Genomic DNA, 23,177 nt, shown 5'->3' with positions numbered 1-23,177 from the left:
CGCGCTGCTAGTCTTTTCGTCCCGGATACCAAATAACCATTAAATCCGTGAAGTTATGCTAGGGCGTTCAATCATTTTCTGCGCACTGCTGCTGGCCGCCGGCCAGGCCGGTGCGCTGACCATCTACAAGTATGTCGACAAGCACGGCACGGTGACCTATAGCGACAAGGCCGTGCCCGGCGCCCAGGTGTTCGTGTTCCGCGACCGCATGGTGGAGAAGCTCGACAACCTGGTGAAGCTGGAAACCAAGAAGCACGACGCCGGCGAGACCCTGGTGTTGCGCAACGACCTGTACGCCCCGGTGGAGGTCGAGCTGCGCCTGGATCGCCTGGTCAACGTCGCCGGCGCGCCGGAGCAGCCGATCCGCTGGGTGCTGCCGCCGCGCAGCCATATCCGCCTGACCACCCTGGCGCCGCTGGATGCGGCCAAGCCGATGAGCTACAAACCGCGGCTGCGCTACGCCATGGGCGATCCGCGCCTGCAGCCGCTGCTGTTCCGCTATCCGCTGCCTTGGCGCGGAGGGCCGTTCAAGCTGACCCAGGGCGCCAACGGCAAGTACAGCCATTTCACGCCCAAGGGCCGCTACGCCATGGACATCGCCATGCCCGAGGGCACGCCCATCGTCGCCTCGCGCAGCGGCATGGTGGTGAAGACCGAGAACCGCCAGAGCGGCCGCGGCAACAACCCGTCCGGCAACTACGTGCGCATCCTGCATGACGACGGCACCATGGGCGTCTACCTGCACCTGATGCGCGGCTCGGTGGCGGTGCGCGAGGGCGAGCGGATCGAAGCCGGCATGCAGATCGCTCGTTCCGGCAACACCGGCAACAGCACCGGCCCGCACCTACACTTCGTGGTGCAGCGCAACATCGGTCTGGCGCTGGAGTCCATCCCGTTCAACTTCGCCCAACCCGTGGACAGCCTGCCGAACTTCGCGGTGGGCGGCGAATAGCCGCACTGGCGCGATCCGCGATTCGCGGCAATGCTTGAGGGACTGGCGCCTGCAGTCCCCGAGAGTGGCGCCGAGTCGAGGAAACCCATCTGCCCGTGCGCCTGTTCAGCCTGCTGTTCTGTCTGTTGGCTACCCTGCCTTGCGTAGCCGCTCCGCTCGAACTCACCGATGACCATCAGGTGGTGCGCCCCGCGCCCTGGCTGGAATACCTGCTGCCTGCCGAGGAGCTGGATTTCGCCGAGGCCGCCACCGCCAACGGTTGGCGCAGGCCGGAGGGCGCCTCCCTGAGCCTGGGTTTCCAGGAGGGGCCGGTGTGGGTGCGCATGGCCCTGCACAACCGCTCCGCTCGCGCCGACTGGCGCCTGCTGGTGGAGTGGCCGATCCTCGATCGCCTCGAATTGCGCCTGTTCGATCCCGCCAGCCGCCGCTGGGGGCCGCTGCTGGAGGCCGGTGACCATCTGCCGCTGAGCGCCTGGCCGGTGCCCGGCCGGCAACCGCTGTTCCCCCTGGCACTGCAGTCCGGCGAGCAGCGCTGGGTCTACCTGCGCCTGCACAGCCGCGAGAACATCGTGGCGCCCATGCAGGTGCTCAGCGAGGCGGCCTATCAGCAGCAGGAACTGGACCAGCGCGTGCTGCTGGGGCTGTTCTTCGGCGCCATGCTGGCGGTGCTGCTGTACAACTTCAGCCTGTACCTGTTCACCCGCCACCTCAGCTACCTGTGGTACAGCCTCTACCTGCTCGGCGTGGTGATCTACGAGCTGAGCCTGAGTGGCTTCGGCGTGCTCTTCCTGTGGCCCGAACTGGGCCGGCCGGCGGGGCAGATCTATGCGTTCTCCGCGCTGTGGAGCTTCTTCGCCGCGGGCTATTTCGTCCGCGTGTTCCTGCGCATTCCGCGCTACGGCGGCTGGGTGCTGTGGGCCAACAATCTGCTGCTCGGCTACTGGGCGCTGGCGATCGCGCTGCTGCTGGTGCGGCCGCAGTGGCTGACCGCCATCGGCACCGGCCCGGTGGCGCTGCTCAGTTGCCTGGTGGCGCTGGCGACGGCGGTCAGCCTGTGGCGGCGTGGCAATCGCTCGGCACCGCTGTTCAGCCTGGCGTGGATCTTCCTCATCGTCGGCACCGCGGTACACGTGGCGGCCCTGCAGGGCGCCCTGCCGGTCAACCAGCTGACCCTGCGCATGCAGACTCTGGGCTTCTTCGTCGAATTCATCCTGCTCTCGGTGGCCCTGGCCGACCGCATCAACAGCGAGCGCTCCGCGCGCATCGCCGCGCAGACCGCGCTGATCGGCGAGCGCGAGGCGCGCCTGGCCAGCCAGGAACAGCTGCTGGTCGAGCAGGCGCGGCTCAACGAGGAACTGGAGCGGCGCGTGCTGGCGCGCACCGCCGAGCTGCAGCAGTCGACCCGCGAGCTGGCCGAGGCCAATGCCGAGCTGACCCGCCTGAGCAACACCGATGCCCTGACCCAGCTGGCCAACCGCCGGCATTGCGACCAGCAGCTGGCCGACCAGGCCAACACCCGGCTGGCCGTGTTGCTGCTCGATATCGACCACTTCAAGCGCATCAACGATGGCTATGGCCATCCCTTCGGCGACCGCTGCATCGCCGCCGTGGCCAAGGTGCTGCGCGGCAGCACCCGGCGTGCCGGCGATCTGGCCGCGCGTTATGGCGGCGAGGAGTTCCTGCTGGTCCTGGCGGATGTCGACGCGGCCGGCGCCCGGGCCCTGGCCGAGCGCATCCGCGCCGAGGTGGTGGCGCTCGATCTGCAGCACCAGGGCGTTAGCGTGCCGCTGAGCGTGAGCATCGGCCTGGTGCATCACGATGGCCGGGCCGCGCTGCACATGCAGGCGCTGATCGATGCCGCCGACCAGGCGCTGTACGCGGCCAAGGCGGCCGGGCGCAACCAGGTGTGCGTGGCCGGCTGACCCTTGGTCGGTCCGCAGCGCCGGGTGATCGTTCTGGGGCTAAGGTGGCCAGACACGCCGAATCCGTGAGGTGAAGATCATGAACAATCTGCACTGCACCTACCGCGACCATGCCATCAGTGCCGCGATCATCGAGCACCCGGGCATTCCCACGCCGTGGGCAGCGGGTTGCCAGATCACCCTGCCGGATGGGCACTCCAGCAAGCGCATGTCGCTGCCGCTGCGGTTCGCCTTTTTCGCCAACCTGGAGAGCGCCCAGCGTGCCTCGCTGGCCCATGGCAAGTGGCTGGTGGACCAGCACCTGGACCACGGCATGAGCCTGGCCGGCGTCGACCAGGCCAAGGCGGCCTGACGCCAGAAAGCACAACGCCGCAGACAGGCTGCGGCGTCGCGCGGAGCGGCGGGTGCGTCAGTCCAGCTTGAGCACCTTGGCCAGGACGATCTTCGGGCCCTTCATCTTCTTCACGATGATGTGCAGGCCTTCGGTCTCCAGTACCTCGTCCTCCTCCGGCACCCGGTTCAGGCTCTCGTAGACCAGGCCGGCCAGGGTCTCGGCCTCGATATGGTCGAGGTCCAGGCCGAGCAGGCGCTCGATCTTGAACAGCGGGGTGTCGCCGCGTACCAGCAGCTTGCCGGGCTGATAGGCGAGGATGCCGCGTTCGGCCTTGTGGTGTTCGTCCTGGATATCGCCGACCAGCACTTCCAGCACGTCTTCCATGGTCAGGAAGCCGACCACCTTGCCATCGGCCTCCTCGACCAGGGCGAAGTGCGCGCCGCCCTGGCGGAACTGCTCGAGCAGCGAGGACAGCGGCATGTGCTTGCTGACCCGCTCGATCGGGCGCATCAGCTCGGCGACGTTGAACTTGGACGGCAGCATCTCCAGCAGGCTCAGCTGCAGCAGCAGGTCCTTGATGTGCAGTACGCCGACGAAACCCCCAGTGGCCTCTTCGTACACCGGGTAGCGGCTGAACTTGTGCCGGCGGAACACGTTGAACAGCTCGTCCAGCTTGGCGTTGGCGTCGATGTACACCAGGTCCTCGCGGGAGTTGGCCCAGTCCACCACTTCCAGCTCGCCCATCTCCACGGCCGAGGCCAGCACGCGCATGTCCTGGTCGCTGGGGTCACGGGCGCGGCTGGAGTGCAGGATCAGCTTCAGCTCGTCGCGGCTGTAGTGGTGCTCGTGATGCGGCCCCGGCTCGCCTTGCCCGGCGATACGCAGGATGGCGTTGGCGCTGGCGTTGAGCAGGTAGATGGCCGGGTACATCAGCCAGTAGAAGGCGTACAGAGGCGCGGCGGTCCACAGCGACAGCAGCTCGGGCTTGCGGATCGCCCAGGACTTGGGCGCCAACTCGCCGACCACGATGTGCAGGTAGGAAATGATGAAGAAGGCGAAGAAGAAGGCGATGCCGTGGACCAGCTTCTCCGACTCGATGCCGATGGCGCCGAGCAGCGGGGTGAGCAGTTCGGCGAAGGCCGGCTCGCCGACCCAGCCGAGGCCGAGGGAGGCCAGGGTGATGCCCAGCTGGCAGGCCGACAGGTAGGCGTCCAGCTGGTTGTGCACGGTGCGCAGGATGTGGCCGCGCCAGCCGTGCTGCTCGGCGATGGCTTCGACCTTGGTCGCGCGCAGCTTGACCATGGCGAATTCGGCGGCGACGAAGAAACCGTTGAGCAGAACGAGGAACAGGGCGAACAGCACGAGGCCGAGGTCGGCGACCAGCGCGGAAGTGGAGAGACTAGAGGAAGGGTCCATGGGTACTAGGGTTGGCGGAAGATCGCTACAGGTTGGCGGCTGAGGCCGGTGATTGCAAGCCGCCGGCCATTTCTAGCCACGCCGGCTGACCTGCTGGGGCGGGAAGTGGCAGGTGAAGGTGCTGCCCTTGCCGACCAGGCTGGTGATGTCCAGGCGCGCCCGGTGACGCAGCAGCACGTGCTTGACGATGGCCAGGCCGAGGCCGGTGCCGCCGGTGTTGGAGGCGCGGCTGGAGTCGACCCGGTAGAAGCGTTCGGTCAGGCGCGGCAGGTGCTTGGCCTCGATGCCGATGCCGCTATCGGCCACGCTGAAGTGGCCGCCCTGGTCGTCGCCCCACCAGCGGATGCGGATATCGCTCTCCTCGGGGCTGTACTTCACCGCGTTGAACACCAGGTTGGAGAAGGCGCTGCGCAGCTCGGCCTCGCTGCCCTTGAGGCGGACCTGGCTGTCCGCCTCCAGGCTGATGCGATGGTTGCGCGCGCCGGACAGGGCCTGGGCGTCGTTCTTGATCGAGAGCAGCAGCAGGTCGACGGCCACCGGCTGGTTGTCCGAGGGGTAGTCGGTGGCCTCCAGCTTCGCCAGCAACAGCAGGTCGTTGAGCAGGTTCTGCATGCGCGAACCCTGCTGCTGCATCTGCTGCAGGGCGCGCAGCCAGCGCGGATTCACGTCCTCGACATTGTCCAGCAGGGTCTCCAGGTAGCCGGTGATCACCGTCAGCGGCGTGCGCAGCTCGTGGGACACGTTGGCGATGAAGTCCTTGCGCATCTGCTCCAGCTGGTGGAGGCGGGTGACATCGCGCACCAGCATCAGGTGCTCGTGGTTGCCGTACTGGGTGATCTGCAGCTGCAGGCGCATGCGGTCGTTGATCGGCGAGGGCAGCTCCAGGGCTTCCTGGTAATTGCCGGCCTCGAAGTACTCCTTGAAGCGCGGGTGGCGCACCAGGTTGGTGATCGACTGGCCGCTGTCCTGCGGGGTCTTCAGGCCCAGCAGCTGCTCGGCGGCGCGGTTCCACCACTCCAGGTTGCCTTCGGCGTCGAGCATGATCACCGCATCGCGCAGGGCGGCGGTGGACTCCTGAACGCGGTCGATCACCGCCTGCAGGCGGCCGCGCACGCGCTGGTCGCGGCGTTGCAGGTGGTAGATGTTGTCGAAGATCTCGCCCCACAGGCCGTAGCCTTCGGGCGGCGCCTCGTCCGGCTGGCGATCGCGCAGCCACTTGTGCAGGCGCAGCAGCTGCTTGAGGTGCCACAGCAGGTAGCCGCCGAGGCCGATGGCCAGGGCCCAGGCGTACTCGCCGGTGACCAGGCCGACCAGGCCGCAACCGACCAACAACAACAGCAGGCGGCGCACCAGGGCGCCGCGCCAGTCTTGGTTCACCTAGTGCTTCCTTTCTCTGGACGCGGGGCGCGTGGGTCAGCTCTTGGTGGAGAAACGATACCCGGTGCCGCGCACCGTTTGCACCAGATTCTCGTAGGCCTCGCCGAGCGCCTTGCGCAGGCGGCGGATATGCACGTCGACGGTGCGCTCCTCGACATAGACGTTGCCGCCCCACACCTGGTCGAGCAGCTGGCCGCGGGTGTAGGCGCGTTCCTGGTGGGTCATGAAGAACTGCAGCAGGCGGTATTCGGTGGGGCCCATCTCGGCCGGCTTGCCGTCGATGGTCACGCGGTGGCTGATCGGGTCGAGCAGCAGGCCACCGACTTCGATCGGCGCCTCGCCGTCGCTCGGCGCGGTACGGCGCAGCACGGCCTTGAGGCGGGCCACCAGCTCGCGCGGCGAGAAGGGCTTGGTGATGTAGTCGTCGGCGCCGACTTCCAGGCCCTGGATCTTGTTGTCCTCTTCGCCCTTGGCGGTGAGCATGATGATCGGGATGTCGTCGGTCAGCTCGTCGCGCTTGAGGCGGCGGGCCAGCTCGATGCCGCTGGTGCCCGGAAGCATCCAGTCGAGCAGGATCAGGTCCGGTTTGCGGTCGACGATCAGGGCGTGAGCCTGCTGGGTGTTTTCCGCTTCCAGGCAGTCGTAGCCGGCCATCTCCAGGGCCACCGCGATCATCTCGCGGATGGGAGCTTCGTCGTCAACGATCAGGATGTTCTTGCCAACCATGGGTCGAGCCTCGGGTCGTCTGTCTTGCGCCGCATTAGATAACGGAATTATTGCAGCGATGTGACAGCCATGCGGCAGGCCCCGATCTAGCGCAGCGCGTAGTCCACGATGATGCCCAGCAGAATCGCCAGACCGGCCCAGTGATTGTGCAGGAAAGCGGCGAAGCATCGCTGCGGGTCGCGGTCACGGGTACTCCAGAATTCCCAGGCGAAGCAGGTGGCGGCGCCGAGCAGGCCGAGGAGGAACCAGATGCCCAGGCTGAAGCGCGCGCCGGCCATGGCCAGGCACAGCAGAGCCAGGCCCTGCAGGGTGAGGATGATGATGCGGTCGGCGTCGCCGAACAGGATGGCGGTGGATTTCACCCCGATCTTCAGGTCGTCCTCGCGGTCGGTCATCGCGTAGTAGGTGTCGTATGCCACGGTCCACAGCAGGTTGGCGATGTACAGCAGCCAGGCCTCGGCCGGCGGCAGCTCGCCGGTGACGGCGCTGAAGGCCATCGGCATGCCCCAGGAGAAGGCCGCACCGAGCACCACCTGCGGGTAGTAGGTGTAGCGCTTCATGAAGGGGTAGCAGGCCGCCAGGGCCAGGCCGCCGAACGACAGCAGGATGGTGGTGAGGTTGGTGAACAGCACCAGGATGAAGCTCAGGCCCACCAGCACGGCGAACAGGATCAGCGCCTCGCGCGGCGTCACCCGACCATCGGCCAGAGGGCGTGCCTTGGTGCGTGCCACATGGCCGTCGAAGTCGCGGTCGGCGTAGTCGTTGATCACGCAGCCGGCGGCGCGCATGAACAGGGTGCCGAACACGAAGATCAGCAGCAGGCCAAAGTCCGGCACGCCCTTGCTCGCCACCCACAGGGCCCACAGGGTCGGCCACAGCAGCAGGTAGATACCGATCGGCTTCTCCAGGCGCATCAGCTGGACGAAGTCCCAGGTACGCGGATGCAGGCGGTTCAGGGCGAGCAGGAAGGATTGGTACATCGGTGGGTCTCCGGGCCAGGTGCGCCGATTATACGAGCAGCGACCGGGCCAGGAGCGAGGGCGGCGTCTAGTTCTGCGCGGCCTGGTCCCAGAACGCCGGCAGGAATACTTCGGCCACCAGCACGCCGAGGCCGTCGCGACGGAAGCAGGAACGGCGTCCCCAGAGCTGCTCGGCGCGTGCCTCGGCCGGCAGCCAGGCCGCGGGGTAGCGACACACCTGCAGCTCGCCGCGGACGAAGGCGCGGTCGCTGAACAGCAGCTCGCCGAGAGAGCGGCTACCCAGTTTGCCCAACTCGAAGCCGGAGCCTTCCAGGGCGGCGCGCGGCGCCACGCTGCGGGCGAATACCCAGGGCTGGCCGGCGCCGAGCAGGAACACCTCGCGCACCCAGCCCATGCTGCCGGCCGGCACCTGCAGGGCGTTGCACTCGTCGGCGCGCAACACCTGCCAGCCCTGCTGCAGCGGCTGCACGGCGAAGCGCCCGGCACTCAGGGCGGTGAGGCGGCGGGTCAGCGAGCCTTGGCCGAACAGCCAGTCGCGCAGCAGCGGTGCGGGGGCAGGATGCAACTGGCCGGCGTTGAGCCAGCGGGGCGGGTGGGCGAGGGCGGAGGAGGGCACGACAACGGCTTCGGCTACCGGGAAGGCGGCGAGCTTAACACGACGAGCGCCATCGCCAGGCACTTGCGCGCAGGCCTGCATGTCAGTACAAAGCCTGTTGATTTTTTGTGGCCCGCCATCTTTGGCGGCCGCCCATCGGGCCGTCGCCCAAGGGCGACGTCAAAAACCGTTCCCGACGCTTTTTTGACCAGGGCAACGTCCGCCAGAGACGGCCCGCGATGAGGTAGAGCATGAAGAAGTGGCAATGTGTGGTCTGTGGCCTGATCTATGACGAGAGCCAGGGCTGGCCCGATGACGGCATCGCCGCCGGTACCCGCTGGGAAGACGTGCCGGCCGACTGGCTGTGCCCGGACTGCGGCGTGGGCAAGGCCGATTTCGAGATGATCGAGATCGGCTGATCGCCCTGCTCGATACGCCCGAACGGCGGCCCCAGGGCCGCCGTTCGCGTTTCTGCGGAAAATTCGGAGCAACGATCAGCTTCTGGCGGAAATAGCGGATGTTCTGTCTGCTTCGCCATATTCGCCGCCGGGCAAACTGCCCGGCAGCACTGGCGCAGTCCCGGATGGCGTGCCATTCTCCCCGAGTCTGCCGCAGCGCAGAGCCGTTGCGGCGCCTTTGGCGCTGTTCTGGAAGGACAGCTCGGACACACAACAACAACAAACAGTCAAAGAGGCATCTATGCGCAAACCTGAACTCGCCGCGGCCATTGCCGAGAAGGCTGATCTGACCAAAGACCAGGCCAACCGCGTACTCAACGCCGTGCTCGAAGAAATCACCGGCGCGCTGAACCGCAAGGACAGCGTTACCCTGGTCGGTTTCGGTACCTTCCTCCAGCGTCACCGCGGTGCCCGTACCGGCAAGAACCCGCAGACCGGCGCCCCGGTCAAGATCAAAGCCAGCAACACCGTTGCCTTCAAGCCGGGCAAGTCCCTGCGCGATGCGGTGAATTAAATAGAGATTATCTCATTTTCTGTGGATAACTCTCTGTAAGCCCCGCTAGTCGGGGCTTTTCATTTTATGCATTCTCTACAGCGGCTTGAAACGTGTTTCATTTTTTTCATCTCGGAAAAAATGATCGTATAGCTGTTAATTCGTTTCATTATTGACTCCTCATCTAGCTGCCTCTAGGCTGCCGCGCTCGTTCTTGTGCGGTGTGTCATTTGAAGCCCTCTCGATATTCATTAGTCCAAGTTGAGTTCACTAAGTTAGGTGGGCTCAAACTCCAGCTCGTGGCTGAAAACGATCAAATTGATCTATTTGCCGGAGCATATGCACTACAACGATTCGATAATGGTGCGAAACCTAACACAATAAGGGTGGACCAGAATTCAATTCTGGCCCTGTATAGGTTCTGCGAGAGCAAGAATATTAATTTGATTCAGCGGATAGTGGATCTTGTGCCGTTCACTATCGGTGAGATTGAGTCATTCTCCTCATATTGTGGATACGGCCTACAATCCGGGGAGCGAGTGGGCGAGAACTGGTATAGCGCTAGAATGCGGGGAGCAAGAAAATTTTTAGAATACCTTTGGCTCTTTTACGAGGGGCAGTATTCGCGAAATATACAGCAGCTAAAGGCAGCAAAGCGTTTATATGAACGAATGGACGCAGGATTTAAGCTGTACCTTAAGTCTCCTTACAAGGGCGACAGGAAAGACAAGATTGGCCTTACTCCTGAGCTGCAGGTGAAGTTCATAACTATCATCGACCCTGATTATAGTAATAAGAGTAATCCTTGGAAGTCGTCAAAGGTGAAGTGGCGGAACTATATATTTCTGCTGCTTCTGATGCTTGCGGGGAATAGAAAGGGTGAGACGCTACTATTAAAGCTGAACGATTTTCAGCTTACGGGTAGGAGGAAGTATTTCGATATATTGAAGAACACTGATGTAATCAACTATCCGCGCGCAGAGTCTCCGTCCGTAAAAACCTATGGTCGGCAAGTTGAGTTACACGATGATTTCGCATCCCTGATTGAGCATTACATAGTCCATGTAAGAAAAGAGTTCGAAGGCTGGCAGAGATCTAGCTATTTATTTCTTTCATGCCGTGATGGAAATCCATTGTCGGTCCAAACGCCAAACTCGATATTGAATGAACTTATCCTGCGGCACCCTGAGTTTTCTGGATTGTTAAGCCCCCACCGCCTACGTAACACATTTCATGATCTTCTGAATCAAGCGCTGGATAAGAAATTCAAAGGAGCTAGTGGATTAAGCCGCAAGATAATGAAGGCGCCTATTCAGGAGGCAGCGGGAGGCTGGGCTAGAAACAGTGATATGCCTGACCGTTATTCTAGAGGGTCAATACAAGCCAAAGTTGCAGGCCTGCAAGTTCTTCTACAGGAGGAGATACTTCGTTCGCAGGAAAATAAGCAATGATTTCAGCTAAGGATGTACGCCTTTCACCTACTGCTGAAATTATTTCAGATATCCAAGAGAATGAGAGATTCGTAAGCAGTCGTCTAGGTTACCGAGTTGAGCTACTTGATTCTAAGGGTGACTTTCGAAACGTAATAATAGTTCCCGATGATACTAGTGAGTTCACATATCTCAGGTCTGAGTATATAAATTATCTGGATTATGACTTAAAGGGAATCGTTGCAAGCTATTTGCGATATATTTTAGAGCGGAATCTTTCTTCAACTGTCCGGCATAAATTCAAATTCATCGACAGGCTTGCTAAAGAGTTGACTAGAGGGACTAGTCTAAATGACTTCCTTGATGAGGTTTCTGCGTTAAACGGAAGACATAGGCAGCAGTTTATTTCGACTTGCAAAGAATTCTTGCGGTTCGCTCTCTTGCATGAATATGAATGGTTGTGTCTAGATAAGTACGAAGATTTTATGAGGCTTCGTGACTACTCGGGAAGAAAAAATTCGTATTTGTCTCTCTTTATGATGGATGAGGAAAGAGGTCCATTTAGCAAAGAAGAGATCACCATACTATCTGCTCAAGTAGACAACGAATCGCTCCCGCTAGCTTTTCGTCTGATCTTGGACCTCTGTTTGTGTTTCGGCTTGAGGCCTATTCAGCTTTCTATGCTGAAGCGAAAAGACTTCATCAAAGACGTTGTAACTGGCGTTCGATACTTGAACGTTCCGCGTGTGAAACAGCGATCTGCTAAAAGAAGAAGTAAGTTCAGCTCCAGGCTTCTCTCAGAAAGAACAGCCAATCTACTAGAATTTTATATTAATTCTTCCGATACCCCGATTGGTTTCGATCCTGGGGAGTTACCCATATTTATTTCGCCTAAGGCTATAGATCTAGAGGCCGACGGTAATTCCCGAGGGAGTCACTATTGGGAAGATGACGAGAGAATTTCGAGTGATTATTTCGCGGATGAAGCGAAGATGTCCGTGCAGTATCATAAATCTTCATGCCGAATTAATTATATGCTTTGGGGTAATGAGCATAGACTGCCTCTGTCGCCTAGAACCGGTAAGAGATTCAACTTGTGTGCTTATAGATTTCGATACACGGTAGGGACCCAGGCTGTTATGTCTGGTTGCACCCCTGAAGAAGTAGCTGATCTTTTGGATCATGAAGGCACAAGTAGTATTAAGCATTATTTTCGCTTTACTCACGAAATGTGGGAAATTCTTGAGGCTGCGACGCTGAACCGCATTGAGCAGAAACACTTTACGGCTGCATGGATGAAGGAAGGTGAGCTCAAGGGTAATGTATATAGCCAGGTTTGTGAGCCCAGAAATTTCAATGTTATTGGGAAGTGTGCATCAAAGTCGATTTGCTTTGAGGAGCCAGCCATTACTTGCTACTCCTGCAGTAGATTTTGTCCGAACAAAAGTACTGTAGCGCATGAGGCCGCATTGGAGGGACTAATAGAGAGAAAGGAACAATTACTTATGATTAGTACAGCCAATGTCGTGTCAGTAATTGACCAGGCAATTGCCGGTTGTCATGCCGCCATAGCGTATTCAGAAGGCAATGAAGTTTTGCTGATTAATTCTAAGGAATTCTAATGCAGGTTAAAGTGGTTAGAGATATCCTGCATGAAGAGTTGCTGCTAAAGCTAAAGAAACTTGCAAGCAGTGCTGAGGTGCAATTTTCAAAGCTTGTTGTCTTTAAAGGCTCTACCTGGCAGGAGGATGTTTGGAGATATAAGGGGCGGGAAAAATTAAACTTATTTGCTAGAGGCTCATGCAGCCAAGAGCTGACGCTATTGAATAAGGTCTTTATTGTAAATTATTTATGGGAAAGACGAGCCTCAAGCAAGCAAGTTTCTTTCTCGCGCGTGCGCGATTTGATTTCACCCATTAAAAATTTCGTATCGCAAGGCTCCACTTCCCTGGTAGACCTAGATCAGGACTATTACTTTCGCACCTTTGGCTTTTTGCAGTCGAGGTACAAATATCCCGCAGGTCCTTGTAGAGCGATTAACTACTTTGTTCGTTTCTTATTCGACTCCGGGTTGGCACCGCAGAACTTCGATCTGATTGGTGCACACGACCTTGAGGAGAGAGATAAATATGGCCGCTTGGAGGCTGGTGACAAACTGCCCCTTCCAGAGCTTATTAAGGCAATAATCGCGTTAAAATGGGCTATCAAGACGCAGTGGGATGGGAGCCTTAGAGCGCAAATTGATTATCTTGCAGTTTTAACTCAGGTCTTTCAGTTTGGATTGGGTCTGAGAATAGGTGAAATTCTTCGTCTCCCCAAAAATTGTTTGGTTGAGATAGGCGGAGAAATGTATTGCCGGGTCTGGACCGAAAAAGGGTCTGAGCCCATTGCTAGATATGTCCCTACCATATGGCGGTCTGCATTCAGCGATGCGGTTGATAGCATCAATAATATTTGCCAGCCCTACAGAGCTCGGGCTTTGAGCATTGAGAACGGCTCCTTTGCTGACGAGTTGAAAGAGCGATTCCACGCAAGAGCAAATAAAATTGAGTCCGAAGTGCAGAACGCTCTCGAGAGGTTGCACTGCAAGGTCCGCTCGAATGTCGCCGACACAAAATCTCGTCTGCATCTTTTGAAAAGCGTTTCAGACGATGAAATGATTGAGCTGAAGAATCTTGCTGAATATCTACCAGTTGCTTCGAGTTCTACGTCTGCTGCTTCGCTTCTGAAATTCTATAGAGCCAATGGCTTCAATTTGATTTCTAAGCCATTAGGCAAGAAAAAATGCGCTCACTATGTGCAAGGTAGGGATCTTAAGAAGCGCATCAAAGAGCTTGTCGAGTTAAGGCGCGGCTTTTTGCTTTACGATGAGGTTTTCGAAATCCTCCATGGCCGTCAGCCGGCTAAGAACGGGTCTAAAGATCGTTTCGCATTCAAAGATAAATTGAAACTCTGGATCATGTCATCCTTTGAATGTTTTGCATTCACCGGGGAGCCCTCTTTACACGGGCGTCGAACTGTCTATCTAAGTCGCGCGGACGCCCTACTTGCAGTGCGTACGGTTGTGGGTGGCGGATATGATAAAGCCAAGTACATTCCTGTGCTTGATGCTGAGCAGTTATTCCCTGAGTTTTTTAACCAGAAGACACTGACCTCAGTGGCACTCGATTCAGAGAGAAGCTTTTACTCATTTTTAAAGCTTTCTAGTGCGCGAAAAAATTTCTATAGACCATCACCTCTGCCATCAGAGCTTAGATATCGTGCTGCGTATGGCTTTCTAATTGATCAAAGCAGTATTATTGATGCTGTGGAGAGCTCTTTTGTTTCAATTAACTCTAGAGTTTCTGCGGCGCTAGTTGAGGATATTAAGGAAGAATTCTTGGCGGATGGGATGCAAATAAGCTCTGCATCCTTTGGAATAAATCAGCAGGTATCTGATTACCTGTTCTTGGTTCCGGCCTCTCTGGGTGGCGTGTATAATGAATACTTACCTTCCATCTTTGATTATCATGCTGTACTGCATGTAATAAAGCCGACCAATATTGCCCGCTCGGCGTTCTTCCGCTATGGCATTGCTGCAGATGAGAAGCTGATTAAGTCTTTTCAAAGCCACAAGGGAAGGCATTGGCAAACCAATTCTCTTTTTCGCGCGGGCTTAGCTGCAAGTATCGTGAATAAATGGATGGGTAGAACTGACAGTCAAGGCGATCATTATGATCATCAGACTCCACGAGAGCGGGCCGCTAAAGTAAGTGAATTGATGCTCTCTGAGCAGTCTAGGTTCATTGGTGAGCTAGCCAATAAGGTCAAGTCTTGGTCTGGGACTAATGTTTCAGATGAGCATATCCAAGGCTACCTCAACAACACTCTGCAAACTGTTCATTATGGCCCCCTCGGTCATTGTTTTCGCGACATCAACCTCAAGCCCTGTGAGTTTCACCTAAAATGCTTAACCGGAAATGCTGGGAAAGGTTGTCGGGAATTTGTAGTGGATATGTCTGATCCAATACAAGTAAAGCAGATCGAGGCGGAGCGCAGTCGCGCAGAGAATGAGCTTTCCAGGTTATTCGAAGCAATTAATAGGCCGGACGTTCCGGTTGAGTCTGTTGAGATGCATATTGAGCATCAAATGACGGTTTTCAGAAATGCAAGTTACATACTGGATCGTTCTGATATTGTTCTCACTCAGGAGCAGGTTGAACAAAGTCAAGACTATCAACCATTTGTTCATGAGGGTTCTATCCCGAGTGACTGTGTCTTTCAGTGCGGGGCGACTTGATAGTGACTATATCTGCTAATCAATGGGATGTTGCTTTCTCTACTCTCCAGCAGTTTGAGAGGCAATTGATTTCACCAGAGCTCTTCTGCTGGAATTACATGGTGGAGAAATGCGGTATATCCAAGCCTACTCTCTGGCGAAACAAGGATTTTGTCCGCGAGTTTCAGCGTGTTAAAAGCCTGACAAAGAACTACGCAGGAGGAGAGCAGTACTTTGATCAGGTAGTTTCTTTGGAAACTGCCAGGATCCGCGAATACGACCAACAGATCGTTAAGCTGAAGGCGCAGGTCGAAGAATTAACCCGGCAGCTGAGCAGGGAGCGGGAAAGAGTGCTCTACGCCTCGATGATTGCTAGGAGAAAGAATATCGACCCTGCTGAGTTCTTGGAGGAGACCCCGCTGTTCAGGAAAGCAGGCAAAGCAGCCAAGGTGATCAAGCTTCCATCAAAGGAAACCTAATAGGCTCACTGTAGGGCGTTAGGTGGTGAGTCAGAAGACTGCGGGAAGTAGTGCCGCTGGCTCGCACTGAAGTATTTCTGCAATTTTGTACAGCTTTTCAACAGTGAGGTTTACCTCGCCTCGCTCGATACGTCCCATGTAGCTCCGATCAATTTTGCATGCCAACGCTAGGGCATCCTGTGGAATGCCCTTGGCTTTCCTATGTGCTCGGATTGACTTGCCCAATGCGATCGCAAGCTGACCCATGGCCGCCTCGGCTCTTGTGAGCCGGCACTATCCTGTGTTTGCGGACTATTCGGCCACGGACTATAATCCGTATTTTCGGCTGTTCCGCGCGACCCGTTCCAGGTACCCGCATGAAATCGGATTCATTCACTTTCGATAGTCGGCTGTACCAGCTGCTGCAGCAGGATAGGTTCGCGAAATTTACGACTCGTGATCTGCGTGACGCCTACGCCCAGTGCTTAGGCAGCGTGAGCTTTGACATCACGGAAGTTCGTTATTACGTGTATGAGCAGATTCGACGGATGCTGCGCGTGGGCTGGGTTACCTACGACGAAGTGCGACGAAAGCGCGGTCAGGTCTACCATCTAGGACCAATCCCTTCAGGTCTTGATCTTGAGCTTGTGGATGGCAGATTCACTTCGACTTCTCCTCCACTGCTGGAGTTACCACAGGTTGGGAGTTCAGCTTCGGTGTCCCCTTCCGTCACGGAGGCAGACGTACTAGAGCATTTGGAATCACTGCAGAAGGAAATTCGCCTCGACTTTCTGACGTCGATGGGCGAAACGGAGCGGTACAAGCAACTCCTTGATGACATGCCCCACCTAAAGCCTAGGGTTGAAGTGGAATATTTCGACGCGCGAGATCGAAGCTCTCGGCTTCTTGGGCACCTTCGAGCGGTCGAGAAAACTCTAAAGACCTTCGCACCCAAAGCATGAAGTCGACGCTAAGAGAATGGCAGCGTCGATGCATTGATGCTGCCCTAGAACGGTACGCTGTTGCGCCGCACTTCTTCTGTCAGGCTACGCCTGGGGCTGGAAAGACTTGGATGGCTGCAGAGCTTGCCAATCGCTTGCTCCAGCTGGACAAGATCGATCTTGTGCTCTGTTTCGCACCCTCGTGCCAAGTCGTCGAAGGTTTCCGATCTACCTTTTCCAAGGTCTTGGGTAGGCGCCTTGATGGTCTCATTGGTGCTGTGGGAGCTGCTTGTACCTATCAGGCAATGGACTACCAGGATGAAGCTTTCTGGGCGCTCCTAGAAAACTATCGAGTGTTGGCTATTTTCGATGAGATTCATCATTGCGCCGGTCATGATCTCCTTCTGAGCAATGCTTGGGGCCAGCAAATCATCCAGAACGTCCAGGATCAGGCAGCCTTCACCTTGGCGCTCTCAGGGACGCCTTGGCGTTCCGATGATAAGGGCATTGCACTGGCTCGCTATTCGACAGCAGAAGGTCGATTAGTCTGCGACTACCGCTACGGGCTCCGCGAGGCCATTTCAGATAATGTTTGTCGCGCCCCTCGCATCGTGCTGCTGGACAATCACTCTGTGAAGCTGACGGAGGAGTCCAGTGGTGACAACCCAGTACGACTTTTCCCTAGTTTTAATCAGTTGCTCTGTGAGTCCCCGGTTTCCTATGAGGAGCTGCTTCGGAACCCTGAAATCATCAGTCAGATGCTCGGTCTTGCGATCGCAAAACTCGATGACCTCAGAAAGGTTAAGCCGGATGCAGGCGGTCTGGTGGTTGCCACTGATGTTGAGCATGCGCACCAAGTAGCGCTGGCACTTGAGGCTAGGGGTGAATCATGCCGAATCGTGACCAACAGAGATAAACGTGCTCAGGATGGAATTAACGAGTTCAGGCATGGCGCTTCTCGTTGGATCGTAGCTGTGGGGATGATCAGCGAAGGGACAGATATCCCCCGATTGCAGGTTTGTTGCTACCTCAGCCGTATTCGCACGGAGTTGCATTACCGCCAGGTGTTAGGGCGTGTTTTGCGTCGAACTGGAGCGGCTGATGACCAGGCTTGGTTGTATGTGTTGGCAGAGTCGACCCTTGAAGGGTTCTCTCAACGAGTGGCTGATGACCTGCCCGAAGATTTAGCCATTCTCAGTCGGGTGCATGCTCCGCCTGACATAGTCGAAGATCTGATCAGCGAGCTGGCACCAAGCTACGAGTTGAGGTGCCCGTCGAGCGATGATGCTGCGCCATCAATTTGCGGGTTCTCGTTGGGGCTTTCCCCGAGCGACTCCGATTCCACTTCGCTCTACCGACTGAGTTTCTCACAGCGCTATCACTATCAGTTGTTAGCGCTTTTCTAAGTCTTCATCTGAGGCTTGTGGGGCACTAACTTCTTGCTTTTGGAGGCTTGTATGAGCTGCGTCGAGTTACTAGCCCCAGTTACCAAGTGCGTGCAGTTGGCTGGCAAACTGCTGGCTGCTGAGTGGAAGCGCTCAGGTGGGCCCAGGGGCTCGGGGGATAAAGCAAGCGTGGACACAGAGATCGAAGTACTTCTACGCAAAAGCTTGCTTGAACTGCTGGGCTGCGATTTCTGGGGAGAGGAAACCGGCTATCACCTTTCTGGGCATGAATACTGTTGGGTTGTTGATCCCAACGACGGGACTAGAGATTTCCTGCTCGGGCGACAGGGATCAGCTATTTCTGTCGGGCTACTGCGTGGTTCTAGGCCGGTTCTTGGCGTGGTCTATGCGCCGATCACGGTCGACCGTGGTCCTGATTGCATTGCTTGGGCGGAAGGATGCTCCCGCGTCATTCGCAATGGGGAGGAAGTTCTTTCAGGGTTGCAACGTGGGCCACTAACGTCTGGTAGCCAGGTTCTGATGAGTACAGCTGCAGGTAGTAAAGCTGACCTGAATGCAGAGTTATGTTCGCCCGCTAATTGTTGTCCCATGCCAAGCATTGCCTATCGGTTAGCACGAGTTGCCGTCGGTGATGCAATCGCAGGTGCGTCCCTTGTATCGGTGGGCGCGCATGATGTCGTAGCCGGCCATGCTCTTTTGACAGGCGCAAATGGTGTGCTTCTGAACCAGGATGGATTACCGGTCACATACCACTCCGTGGCGCAAATGATGAGCGTATCGAGGCGATGCTTTGGTGGCGCCCCTGAAGTGTGTAGAGAGCTCGCTAACAGGGACTGGCAACGCCTTTTCTGAACTCCTCGAGCGCTCTCGCGGGATGGCTCTTGGCGGCAACGCTAGGTCTGACCTTATGACATCTTTCACCAAAACCAGCCTCCAAGTAGAGTGGTGCTCCCCAGCCATTCCTTAGAAAAGGCCGATGTATGTCCAAACTTGCTGAATTCAAGGCACTTGAAGCCCAACTCGCCGCCCAACTTAAACAGCTAAATGAGCTGAAAAATGACGATGGACTTAAGCGAGAGATTGAGTTTGAGGAGAAGCTTCGCGAATTGATGGCTGAATATGGATTTGGCCTGAAGGGAATCATTGCTCTGCTCGATCCGCAGGCCTGCTCTCTTGGAGCAACACCTGTTCCTACCACTAGAGGAAACCGCCGTCAGCGCCAGCTCAAAGTTTACAAAAACGAAGAAACTGGCGAGATTGTAGAAACCAAAGGCGGCAACAATAAAGTGCTGAAGGCTTGGAAAGACAAGTACGGGGCTGCGAAGGTTCAAGGCTGGTTGCAGTAGGGCCTATCTCGTTGGATGAAAAAGCCAGGTATTGCCTGGCTTTTTACTAGCTGCTGCGAGCGGCGGTTGGTCAGAACGAATGCTATACCGATAGAACTCTACGCTTAGAGAAAGCGTGGTAGAGAAAACCTGCCACTTGGCGGTTTGGCTCAGGAAGGAAAAACTCGATGCTCGCGATCCAGTAGAACTAAAAAGAATGCGGCTTTTGCTCGAAAACCATGAACGCGCATTTTTTGGTTCACTCGTAGTTCGAAGAATGTGATGTCGTCTCCGATCTGCTTTCGCACTCTCTTCAGATGTTCTTCGGCGCCATTTTTTATAGTGGCTATATCGTACTGCGTATAGGCTAAACCGGCTTTGTTATCGCCTTTCCCGCTGGTTTCTAAAACCTGGCGCCAGGTTCGATCGCGAAGCGCAGAAATAAAGTCGCTGAAACTTTTGAGCTCATCTTTCTCCCATGCAGAAAAGCACTCAAAGGCGTTGCAAAAATATTTTAGTGTGACAAATGGGTTTTCATTGTCAGCCGAGCCGCCGTTCATTGTGTTATTAAGAGAAAAGACTTTCTCTTCAATGGGAGATAGCTTGCTAGCGGACTGTGCTTGCTGGTGTATTTTATCCTTGGGTAGTTTCTTCACCATCTTCCAACTCCCCGTAAACCTCCTTATAGAAGCTAAGAATTGAGTCCTTTGAAATCACTTCCTCGCAACGCTCCTCAGGGTCGCGGCCGCCGCGGGCGCTGATCCAAGGACGCTCGGAGTGAGTCATAGCTTCAAGCTTCTTGGCAGCAAATGAGCCGTAAGCATCGCGAACCTGCTCCAATATATTAAGAGAGTCCGCATCAATACCTTCGGATGCGCCACCAGGTACGATCGGTTGCCAGCCGTAGCGCTTAAATTCGTGCCAAACGGAAGGTACTACCGGACCATGAGGCCATGCTTGCATGTCTTCATCAAACAATGGCCGATCTAAGGCCATCAAATGCCAAGCTTGCGCGAAGTAGAGAAGCTTCTGCACCTGCAGATGCGTTACGACCTCGCCAGCCGCATGGTCGCTTAGGTTGTTCACAAACCAGTTTGCGACGGCAACAGGCTTTGTCATCCCAATCTCCAATGTTCTAAATGGTCGCCCAGCTTGTCAGACGGATTCATTCGGAAGTGAGTCTCCTGACCAACTGCCTTTAGGCGACTATAGCTGATGCGCTCAACGGCTGAGCCTTCAGTGATCCTGCTCTCACTAGAGACGCTCAGATTAATCGAGCTCGAGCCGTTGCAAGGGGCGATAGAGTACTCGGCGAAATCGAGAAGGGACAATCTCAGCTTTAACCGACAGCCGGTAGCTGCCGCGTGGCATCGCCCCGCATTAGCTCTCTCCACACAACATGATCCGCCATGGGCAAGGCCGATAGGTGATCAACCGGTTGCCCCAGCCTTTTATAGAGAATTATTCCAGGCCAATAATTATCGCCCTGGAATAATTCTCTATAAAGTCGCAGGAGGACAGGAACGAGCGCATAACCAGGAGAATCGACAATTAATCACCGCGCAAGCCAGGAGTCCTGGCAATCGAAGCCTCATCATGAGAATTATGTGGAATTATGCGAAAATTCATAATGTCACTGACTGCCCAGTCACCTTGTCGCTCGGAGCGATACCCAAGGGCTAGCAGCTACCTGCGAGAAGCGGCCATCGATCATGAATCCAGGTGTACTCAGCCGGTGCGTTGGTAGTCACGATATACACCCGGCGCTGCTCGCCCTCCCCAATGACCAAGCACTCCAAAGCGGAGCCCTCCGGCACATCGAACCAGTGGGACTGTCGGTTCTTGTCGCCCGGATGACCGTCCTTCTCCATGAAGCGCTGCACCATTGCCAGCCCTTGCCGCGGCCGATACTTGGCCCACCCGCCGGCCTGCACAGTGCTGAGCCTTGCCCAGCCACCAGGTGGACCTTCGCCAGGCTCTTCCTTGCGCCGGCCCCACTGAATCCAATCGAGCTGGCCGGAGCCTTCCAGAAGCACTGGTAGGGCTGCCTTGGGATTGGGGAAGTAGATTTTCCAGACCTTCTCAGCCTCGCGGGCCTCAACACCTCCGCACATCGACTACCTCCTCGAGCTGCGCGCAGCTGCACATTTGGTGCTCGTCTTCCTGTTCTAGACTGCTCGCGCAGGACGCACATTCCCCAACCGGAAAAGGATTTCGCCATGGGATTTCTGACCGTCACTCGCCGCGAAGGCGAGACCATCCGCCTCACCATCGACCCCGGCGTCGACACTGAGAAACTACTCGCGCTGCTACTGCGCGATGGCATCACCATCCACATGCATCGAGGTCAGCACAACGGGCATAAGTGGGTCAGCAGCCGTTTGTATCCGACGCGAATCGAGGTGGTGGCTGACGACGCGCTGATCGCCAGCCATGTCCGCTTGCTGGATCGCGACCAGGTCAGCTATGACTGGCAGCACTACCTCCCGCTGATCGAACGCAAGCCCGGTGCGCTGCGCAACGGCGCGCCCTTTGCTGATCTGCCGGCGCCGCTGCGTCAGCTTAAGCACGGTCTGGGGCGTCATGCCGGCGGTGACCGGATCATGGCGCAAGTTCTGGCTGCCGTACCGGTCGCCGGGCTCGATGCGGTGCTGGTGGCTGTTGAGCTGGTACTGGAAAGCGGCAGCCTGAGCGCCGAACACATCCTCAATGTCGTGGCACGGCTGACAGCATCCGAACCGCCGCCCAGCGTCGAAACCCACTTGTCGCTCAAGGAAGCCCCCGTCGCCAACACGGCGCGCTACGACCGCCTGCGTGGCCAGACCAAGGAGATCGGTCATGCGTGATTTGATGGCGGAACTCAAGGAACTGCGCCTGCACGGCATGGCCACGGCCTGGGCGGAGTTAACTGCACAGGGTGAGTCGAACACAGCCTCATCCAAGTGGCTGCTCGAACACCTGCTGGAACAAGAGCACACAGATCGCGCCATGCGCTCGGTGAGCCACCAGATGAACATGGCCAAGCTGCCGATGCACCGCGATCTGGCCAGCTTCGATTTCAACGCCTCTAGCGCCGACGCACGCCTGATCAGCGAGCTGGCCAGCCTGGCCTTTACCGACACCGCGCAGAACGTGGTGCTGATCGGTGGGCCAGGCACCGGTAAAACCCACCTAGCCACCGCGCTGGCCGTGTCCGGCATCACCCGGCACGGTAAGCGCGTGCGCTTCTACTCCACGGTCGATCTGGTCAATCTGCTGGAGCGCGAAAAACACGACGGCAAAGCCGGGCGGATCGCCCAGGCACTGCTGCGCATGGATCTGGTCATCCTCGACGAACTGGGTTATCTGCCGTTCAGCCAGGCTGGCGGTGCGTTGCTGTTTCACCTGCTGTCCAAGCTGTACGAACACACCAGCGTGGTGATCACCACCAACCTGAGCTTCGCCGAATGGTCGAGCGTGTTCGGCGACGCCAAGATGACCACCGCCCTGCTGGATCGGCTGACCCACCACTGCCACATCGTCGAAACCGGTAACGAGTCCTATCGCCTGCAACACAGTAGCTTGGCGGCCCAGGCCAAGATCAAATCACGGGAGCGAAAGCGTAAGGGCGGCCAGGAACCGGAGGACGATGAGCCGTTCTGATTTCATGGCGACGACGGCCTGCTACATGGCTGCGTGTGGCAGGTCTTAAACAACTGAACTGGGCTAGCGAAGGAGTGGGGGCAACAGCAGCTGCGCTGGTAGACTTATCCACAGTTGCTGGTAACAAAATCAGCAATCCGCCCTGGGTCAAATTTCAATCGGCAGGGTGGGTCAATTTTCCATCAGCGCCAACACACTAAGCAACCATCAGAAAATTTTGACTGTACGCCAAAAAATTCGCATCTACCAGCATCTAAACAGGCGTTGTTGATTATCATAAAACACTGACACTGTATTATATAATCGTGCTTTTGTGTTATTTTTTTAATATTTACTGATTACGTACTTGCTTAACCACTCAGTTGCGCTAGAATTAATAGACGCGAAATTTAAATCTCTAATTTTCCAACACTTAGTAAAACCTCGTTTGCCATCCCACTACCATTGTAGGAGCAAATCAGGAG

The 23,177-nt window shown here is 56.9% G+C and carries 23 protein-coding genes and 1 pseudogene; 15 read left to right on the top strand and 9 right to left on the bottom strand.

Annotated features, from left to right (window positions below):
* The first annotated feature begins 55 nt into the window (after window positions 1-55).
* The 3 genes from N7607_RS07110 to N7607_RS07100 all read left to right on the top strand — a co-directional run bounded on the left by N7607_RS07110 (window position 56) and on the right by N7607_RS07100 (window position 3,226).
* Entirely contained in the window at window positions 56-952 is an 897-nt protein-coding gene (locus N7607_RS07110) for a peptidoglycan DD-metalloendopeptidase family protein (RefSeq protein ID WP_279864607.1), read from the top strand.
* A gap of 95 nt (window positions 953-1,047) precedes the next feature.
* Window positions 1,048-2,874 (top strand): diguanylate cyclase, encoded by a 1,827-nt coding sequence (locus N7607_RS07105; protein WP_279864608.1) that lies wholly within the window; start codon window positions 1,048-1,050, stop codon window positions 2,872-2,874.
* 79 nt (window positions 2,875-2,953) lie between these two features.
* Window positions 2,954-3,226 carry a hypothetical protein gene (locus tag N7607_RS07100; RefSeq protein ID WP_279864609.1) on the top strand — a complete coding sequence of 91 codons (273 nt, stop codon included), beginning with the start codon at window positions 2,954-2,956 and terminating at the stop codon, window positions 3,224-3,226.
* A gap of 57 nt (window positions 3,227-3,283) precedes the next feature.
* Here the strand turns inward: N7607_RS07100 and N7607_RS07095 are convergent, their stop codons facing one another.
* From N7607_RS07095 to N7607_RS07075, 5 genes are all read right to left on the bottom strand, one after another.
* Window positions 3,284-4,624 carry a hemolysin family protein gene (locus N7607_RS07095; protein WP_192399787.1) on the bottom strand — a complete coding sequence of 447 codons (1,341 nt, stop codon included), beginning with the start codon at window positions 4,622-4,624 and terminating at the stop codon, window positions 3,284-3,286.
* 72 nt (window positions 4,625-4,696) lie between these two features.
* On the bottom strand, window positions 4,697-6,001 hold the full coding sequence (gene phoR, locus N7607_RS07090) for a phosphate regulon sensor histidine kinase PhoR (protein ID WP_279864610.1): 1,305 nt from the start codon (window positions 5,999-6,001) through the stop codon (window positions 4,697-4,699).
* Between the two features lie 36 nt (window positions 6,002-6,037).
* The gene (gene phoB, locus N7607_RS07085) at window positions 6,038-6,727 is read right to left on the bottom strand and encodes a phosphate regulon transcriptional regulator PhoB (RefSeq protein ID WP_061902709.1); all 690 of its coding nucleotides are present in this window, start codon (window positions 6,725-6,727) and stop codon (window positions 6,038-6,040) included.
* Between the two features lie 86 nt (window positions 6,728-6,813).
* On the bottom strand, window positions 6,814-7,707 hold the full coding sequence (ubiA, locus tag N7607_RS07080; RefSeq protein WP_279864611.1) for a 4-hydroxybenzoate octaprenyltransferase: 894 nt from the start codon (window positions 7,705-7,707) through the stop codon (window positions 6,814-6,816).
* 67 nt (window positions 7,708-7,774) lie between these two features.
* Entirely contained in the window at window positions 7,775-8,323 is a 549-nt protein-coding gene (locus tag N7607_RS07075; RefSeq protein ID WP_279864612.1) for a chorismate lyase, read from the bottom strand.
* Window positions 8,324-8,553: 230 nt separating this feature from the next.
* Between N7607_RS07075 and N7607_RS07070 the strand changes: the two genes are divergently transcribed.
* From N7607_RS07070 to N7607_RS07045, 6 genes are all read left to right on the top strand, one after another.
* A complete protein-coding gene (locus N7607_RS07070; RefSeq protein WP_068827612.1) occupies window positions 8,554-8,721 on the top strand; it encodes a rubredoxin in 168 nt (55 codons plus the stop codon).
* Between the two features lie 280 nt (window positions 8,722-9,001).
* The gene (locus N7607_RS07065) at window positions 9,002-9,274 is read left to right on the top strand and encodes an HU family DNA-binding protein (RefSeq protein WP_137974570.1); all 273 of its coding nucleotides are present in this window, start codon (window positions 9,002-9,004) and stop codon (window positions 9,272-9,274) included.
* A 278-nt stretch (window positions 9,275-9,552) separates the two neighbouring features.
* Complete coding sequence (locus tag N7607_RS07060; protein WP_143481290.1) at window positions 9,553-10,704, top strand: tyrosine-type recombinase/integrase; 1,152 nt, start codon at window positions 9,553-9,555, stop codon at window positions 10,702-10,704.
* Window positions 10,701-12,305, top strand: a complete 1,605-nt coding sequence (locus N7607_RS07055) for a hypothetical protein (protein WP_021702154.1) — start codon at window positions 10,701-10,703, stop codon at window positions 12,303-12,305. The genes N7607_RS07060 and N7607_RS07055 overlap by 4 nt, the downstream gene beginning before the upstream one ends.
* Window positions 12,305-14,962 (top strand): hypothetical protein, encoded by a 2,658-nt coding sequence (locus N7607_RS07050; RefSeq protein ID WP_052716963.1) that lies wholly within the window; start codon window positions 12,305-12,307, stop codon window positions 14,960-14,962. Before N7607_RS07055 ends, N7607_RS07050 begins: the two co-directional genes overlap by 1 nt.
* A gap of 2 nt (window positions 14,963-14,964) precedes the next feature.
* A complete protein-coding gene (locus tag N7607_RS07045) occupies window positions 14,965-15,420 on the top strand; it encodes a hypothetical protein (protein WP_031287504.1) in 456 nt (151 codons plus the stop codon).
* A 30-nt stretch (window positions 15,421-15,450) separates the two neighbouring features.
* Here N7607_RS07045 and N7607_RS07040 read toward each other — a convergent pair whose 3' ends face one another.
* Window positions 15,451-15,666 carry a helix-turn-helix transcriptional regulator gene (locus N7607_RS07040; protein ID WP_021702156.1) on the bottom strand — a complete coding sequence of 72 codons (216 nt, stop codon included), beginning with the start codon at window positions 15,664-15,666 and terminating at the stop codon, window positions 15,451-15,453.
* A gap of 110 nt (window positions 15,667-15,776) precedes the next feature.
* Here N7607_RS07040 and N7607_RS07035 point away from each other — a divergent pair, with 110 nt between their 5' ends.
* The 4 genes from N7607_RS07035 (at window position 15,777) to N7607_RS07020 (ending at window position 19,092) form a co-directional block, all read left to right on the top strand.
* Window positions 15,777-16,361, top strand: coding sequence for a hypothetical protein (locus N7607_RS07035; protein ID WP_021218872.1), 585 nt, complete (start codon window positions 15,777-15,779; stop codon window positions 16,359-16,361).
* On the top strand, window positions 16,358-17,746 hold the full coding sequence (locus tag N7607_RS07030) for a DEAD/DEAH box helicase family protein (RefSeq protein ID WP_031287506.1): 1,389 nt from the start codon (window positions 16,358-16,360) through the stop codon (window positions 17,744-17,746). Before N7607_RS07035 ends, N7607_RS07030 begins: the two co-directional genes overlap by 4 nt.
* Before the next feature lie 51 nt (window positions 17,747-17,797).
* The gene (locus N7607_RS07025; RefSeq protein WP_081672160.1) at window positions 17,798-18,598 is read left to right on the top strand and encodes an inositol monophosphatase family protein; all 801 of its coding nucleotides are present in this window, start codon (window positions 17,798-17,800) and stop codon (window positions 18,596-18,598) included.
* 128 nt (window positions 18,599-18,726) lie between these two features.
* Window positions 18,727-19,092, top strand: a complete 366-nt coding sequence (locus N7607_RS07020; protein ID WP_021703201.1) for a histone-like nucleoid-structuring protein, MvaT/MvaU family — start codon at window positions 18,727-18,729, stop codon at window positions 19,090-19,092.
* A gap of 149 nt (window positions 19,093-19,241) precedes the next feature.
* Here N7607_RS07020 and N7607_RS07015 read toward each other — a convergent pair whose 3' ends face one another.
* From N7607_RS07015 to N7607_RS07005, 3 genes are all read right to left on the bottom strand, one after another.
* Window positions 19,242-19,730, bottom strand: a complete 489-nt coding sequence (locus N7607_RS07015; protein ID WP_021703200.1) for a hypothetical protein — start codon at window positions 19,728-19,730, stop codon at window positions 19,242-19,244.
* A complete protein-coding gene (locus N7607_RS07010) occupies window positions 19,705-20,190 on the bottom strand; it encodes a type II toxin-antitoxin system antitoxin SocA domain-containing protein (RefSeq protein WP_021218875.1) in 486 nt (161 codons plus the stop codon). Before N7607_RS07010 ends, N7607_RS07015 begins: the two co-directional genes overlap by 26 nt.
* Window positions 20,191-20,750: 560 nt before the next feature.
* Window positions 20,751-21,185, bottom strand: a complete 435-nt coding sequence (locus N7607_RS07005; protein ID WP_021218876.1) for a hypothetical protein — start codon at window positions 21,183-21,185, stop codon at window positions 20,751-20,753.
* A 252-nt stretch (window positions 21,186-21,437) separates the two neighbouring features.
* Between N7607_RS07005 and N7607_RS07000 the strand changes: the two are divergent.
* Both N7607_RS07000 and istB read left to right on the top strand, forming a co-directional pair.
* Window positions 21,438-21,917: pseudogene (locus tag N7607_RS07000) on the top strand (IS21 family transposase); the annotation flags it as partial.
* Window positions 21,910-22,713 carry an IS21-like element ISPst3 family helper ATPase IstB gene (istB, locus tag N7607_RS06995; protein WP_011911830.1) on the top strand — a complete coding sequence of 268 codons (804 nt, stop codon included), beginning with the start codon at window positions 21,910-21,912 and terminating at the stop codon, window positions 22,711-22,713. The pseudogene N7607_RS07000 and the gene istB, both read left to right, overlap by 8 nt.
* Window positions 22,714-23,177: the final 464 nt, after the last annotated feature.

The sequence above is a fragment of the Pseudomonas sp. GD04019 genome, assembly GCF_029837695.1.
Lineage (GTDB): Bacteria > Pseudomonadota > Gammaproteobacteria > Pseudomonadales > Pseudomonadaceae > Aquipseudomonas.
This window is presented reverse-complemented; position numbering and strand designations above follow the sequence as displayed.

Excerpts from the sequence above, each read along its gene's own strand:
- N7607_RS07025 (WP_081672160.1), top strand. The coding sequence starts at position 17,798 with ATGAGCTGCGTCGAGTTACTAGCCCCAGTTACCAAGTGCGTGCAGTTG.
- N7607_RS07035 (WP_021218872.1), top strand. The coding sequence starts at position 15,777 with ATGAAATCGGATTCATTCACTTTCGATAGTCGGCTGTACCAGCTGCTG.
- N7607_RS07020 (WP_021703201.1), top strand. The coding sequence starts at position 18,727 with ATGTCCAAACTTGCTGAATTCAAGGCACTTGAAGCCCAACTCGCCGCC.
- ubiA (WP_279864611.1), bottom strand. The coding sequence starts at position 7,707 with ATGTACCAATCCTTCCTGCTCGCCCTGAACCGCCTGCATCCGCGTACC.
- N7607_RS07095 (WP_192399787.1), bottom strand. The coding sequence starts at position 4,624 with ATGGACCCTTCCTCTAGTCTCTCCACTTCCGCGCTGGTCGCCGACCTC.
- N7607_RS07005 (WP_021218876.1), bottom strand. The coding sequence starts at position 21,185 with ATGTGCGGAGGTGTTGAGGCCCGCGAGGCTGAGAAGGTCTGGAAAATC.
- N7607_RS07055 (WP_021702154.1), top strand. The coding sequence starts at position 10,701 with ATGATTTCAGCTAAGGATGTACGCCTTTCACCTACTGCTGAAATTATT.
- N7607_RS07030 (WP_031287506.1), top strand. The coding sequence starts at position 16,358 with ATGAAGTCGACGCTAAGAGAATGGCAGCGTCGATGCATTGATGCTGCC.
- N7607_RS07110 (WP_279864607.1), top strand. The coding sequence starts at position 56 with ATGCTAGGGCGTTCAATCATTTTCTGCGCACTGCTGCTGGCCGCCGGC.
- N7607_RS07065 (WP_137974570.1), top strand. The coding sequence starts at position 9,002 with ATGCGCAAACCTGAACTCGCCGCGGCCATTGCCGAGAAGGCTGATCTG.
- phoB (WP_061902709.1), bottom strand. The coding sequence starts at position 6,727 with ATGGTTGGCAAGAACATCCTGATCGTTGACGACGAAGCTCCCATCCGC.
- N7607_RS07015 (WP_021703200.1), bottom strand. The coding sequence starts at position 19,730 with ATGGTGAAGAAACTACCCAAGGATAAAATACACCAGCAAGCACAGTCC.
- N7607_RS07010 (WP_021218875.1), bottom strand. The coding sequence starts at position 20,190 with ATGACAAAGCCTGTTGCCGTCGCAAACTGGTTTGTGAACAACCTAAGC.
- N7607_RS07100 (WP_279864609.1), top strand. The coding sequence starts at position 2,954 with ATGAACAATCTGCACTGCACCTACCGCGACCATGCCATCAGTGCCGCG.
- N7607_RS07040 (WP_021702156.1), bottom strand. The coding sequence starts at position 15,666 with ATGGGTCAGCTTGCGATCGCATTGGGCAAGTCAATCCGAGCACATAGG.
- N7607_RS07070 (WP_068827612.1), top strand. The coding sequence starts at position 8,554 with ATGAAGAAGTGGCAATGTGTGGTCTGTGGCCTGATCTATGACGAGAGC.
- istB (WP_011911830.1), top strand. The coding sequence starts at position 21,910 with ATGCGTGATTTGATGGCGGAACTCAAGGAACTGCGCCTGCACGGCATG.
- N7607_RS07050 (WP_052716963.1), top strand. The coding sequence starts at position 12,305 with ATGCAGGTTAAAGTGGTTAGAGATATCCTGCATGAAGAGTTGCTGCTA.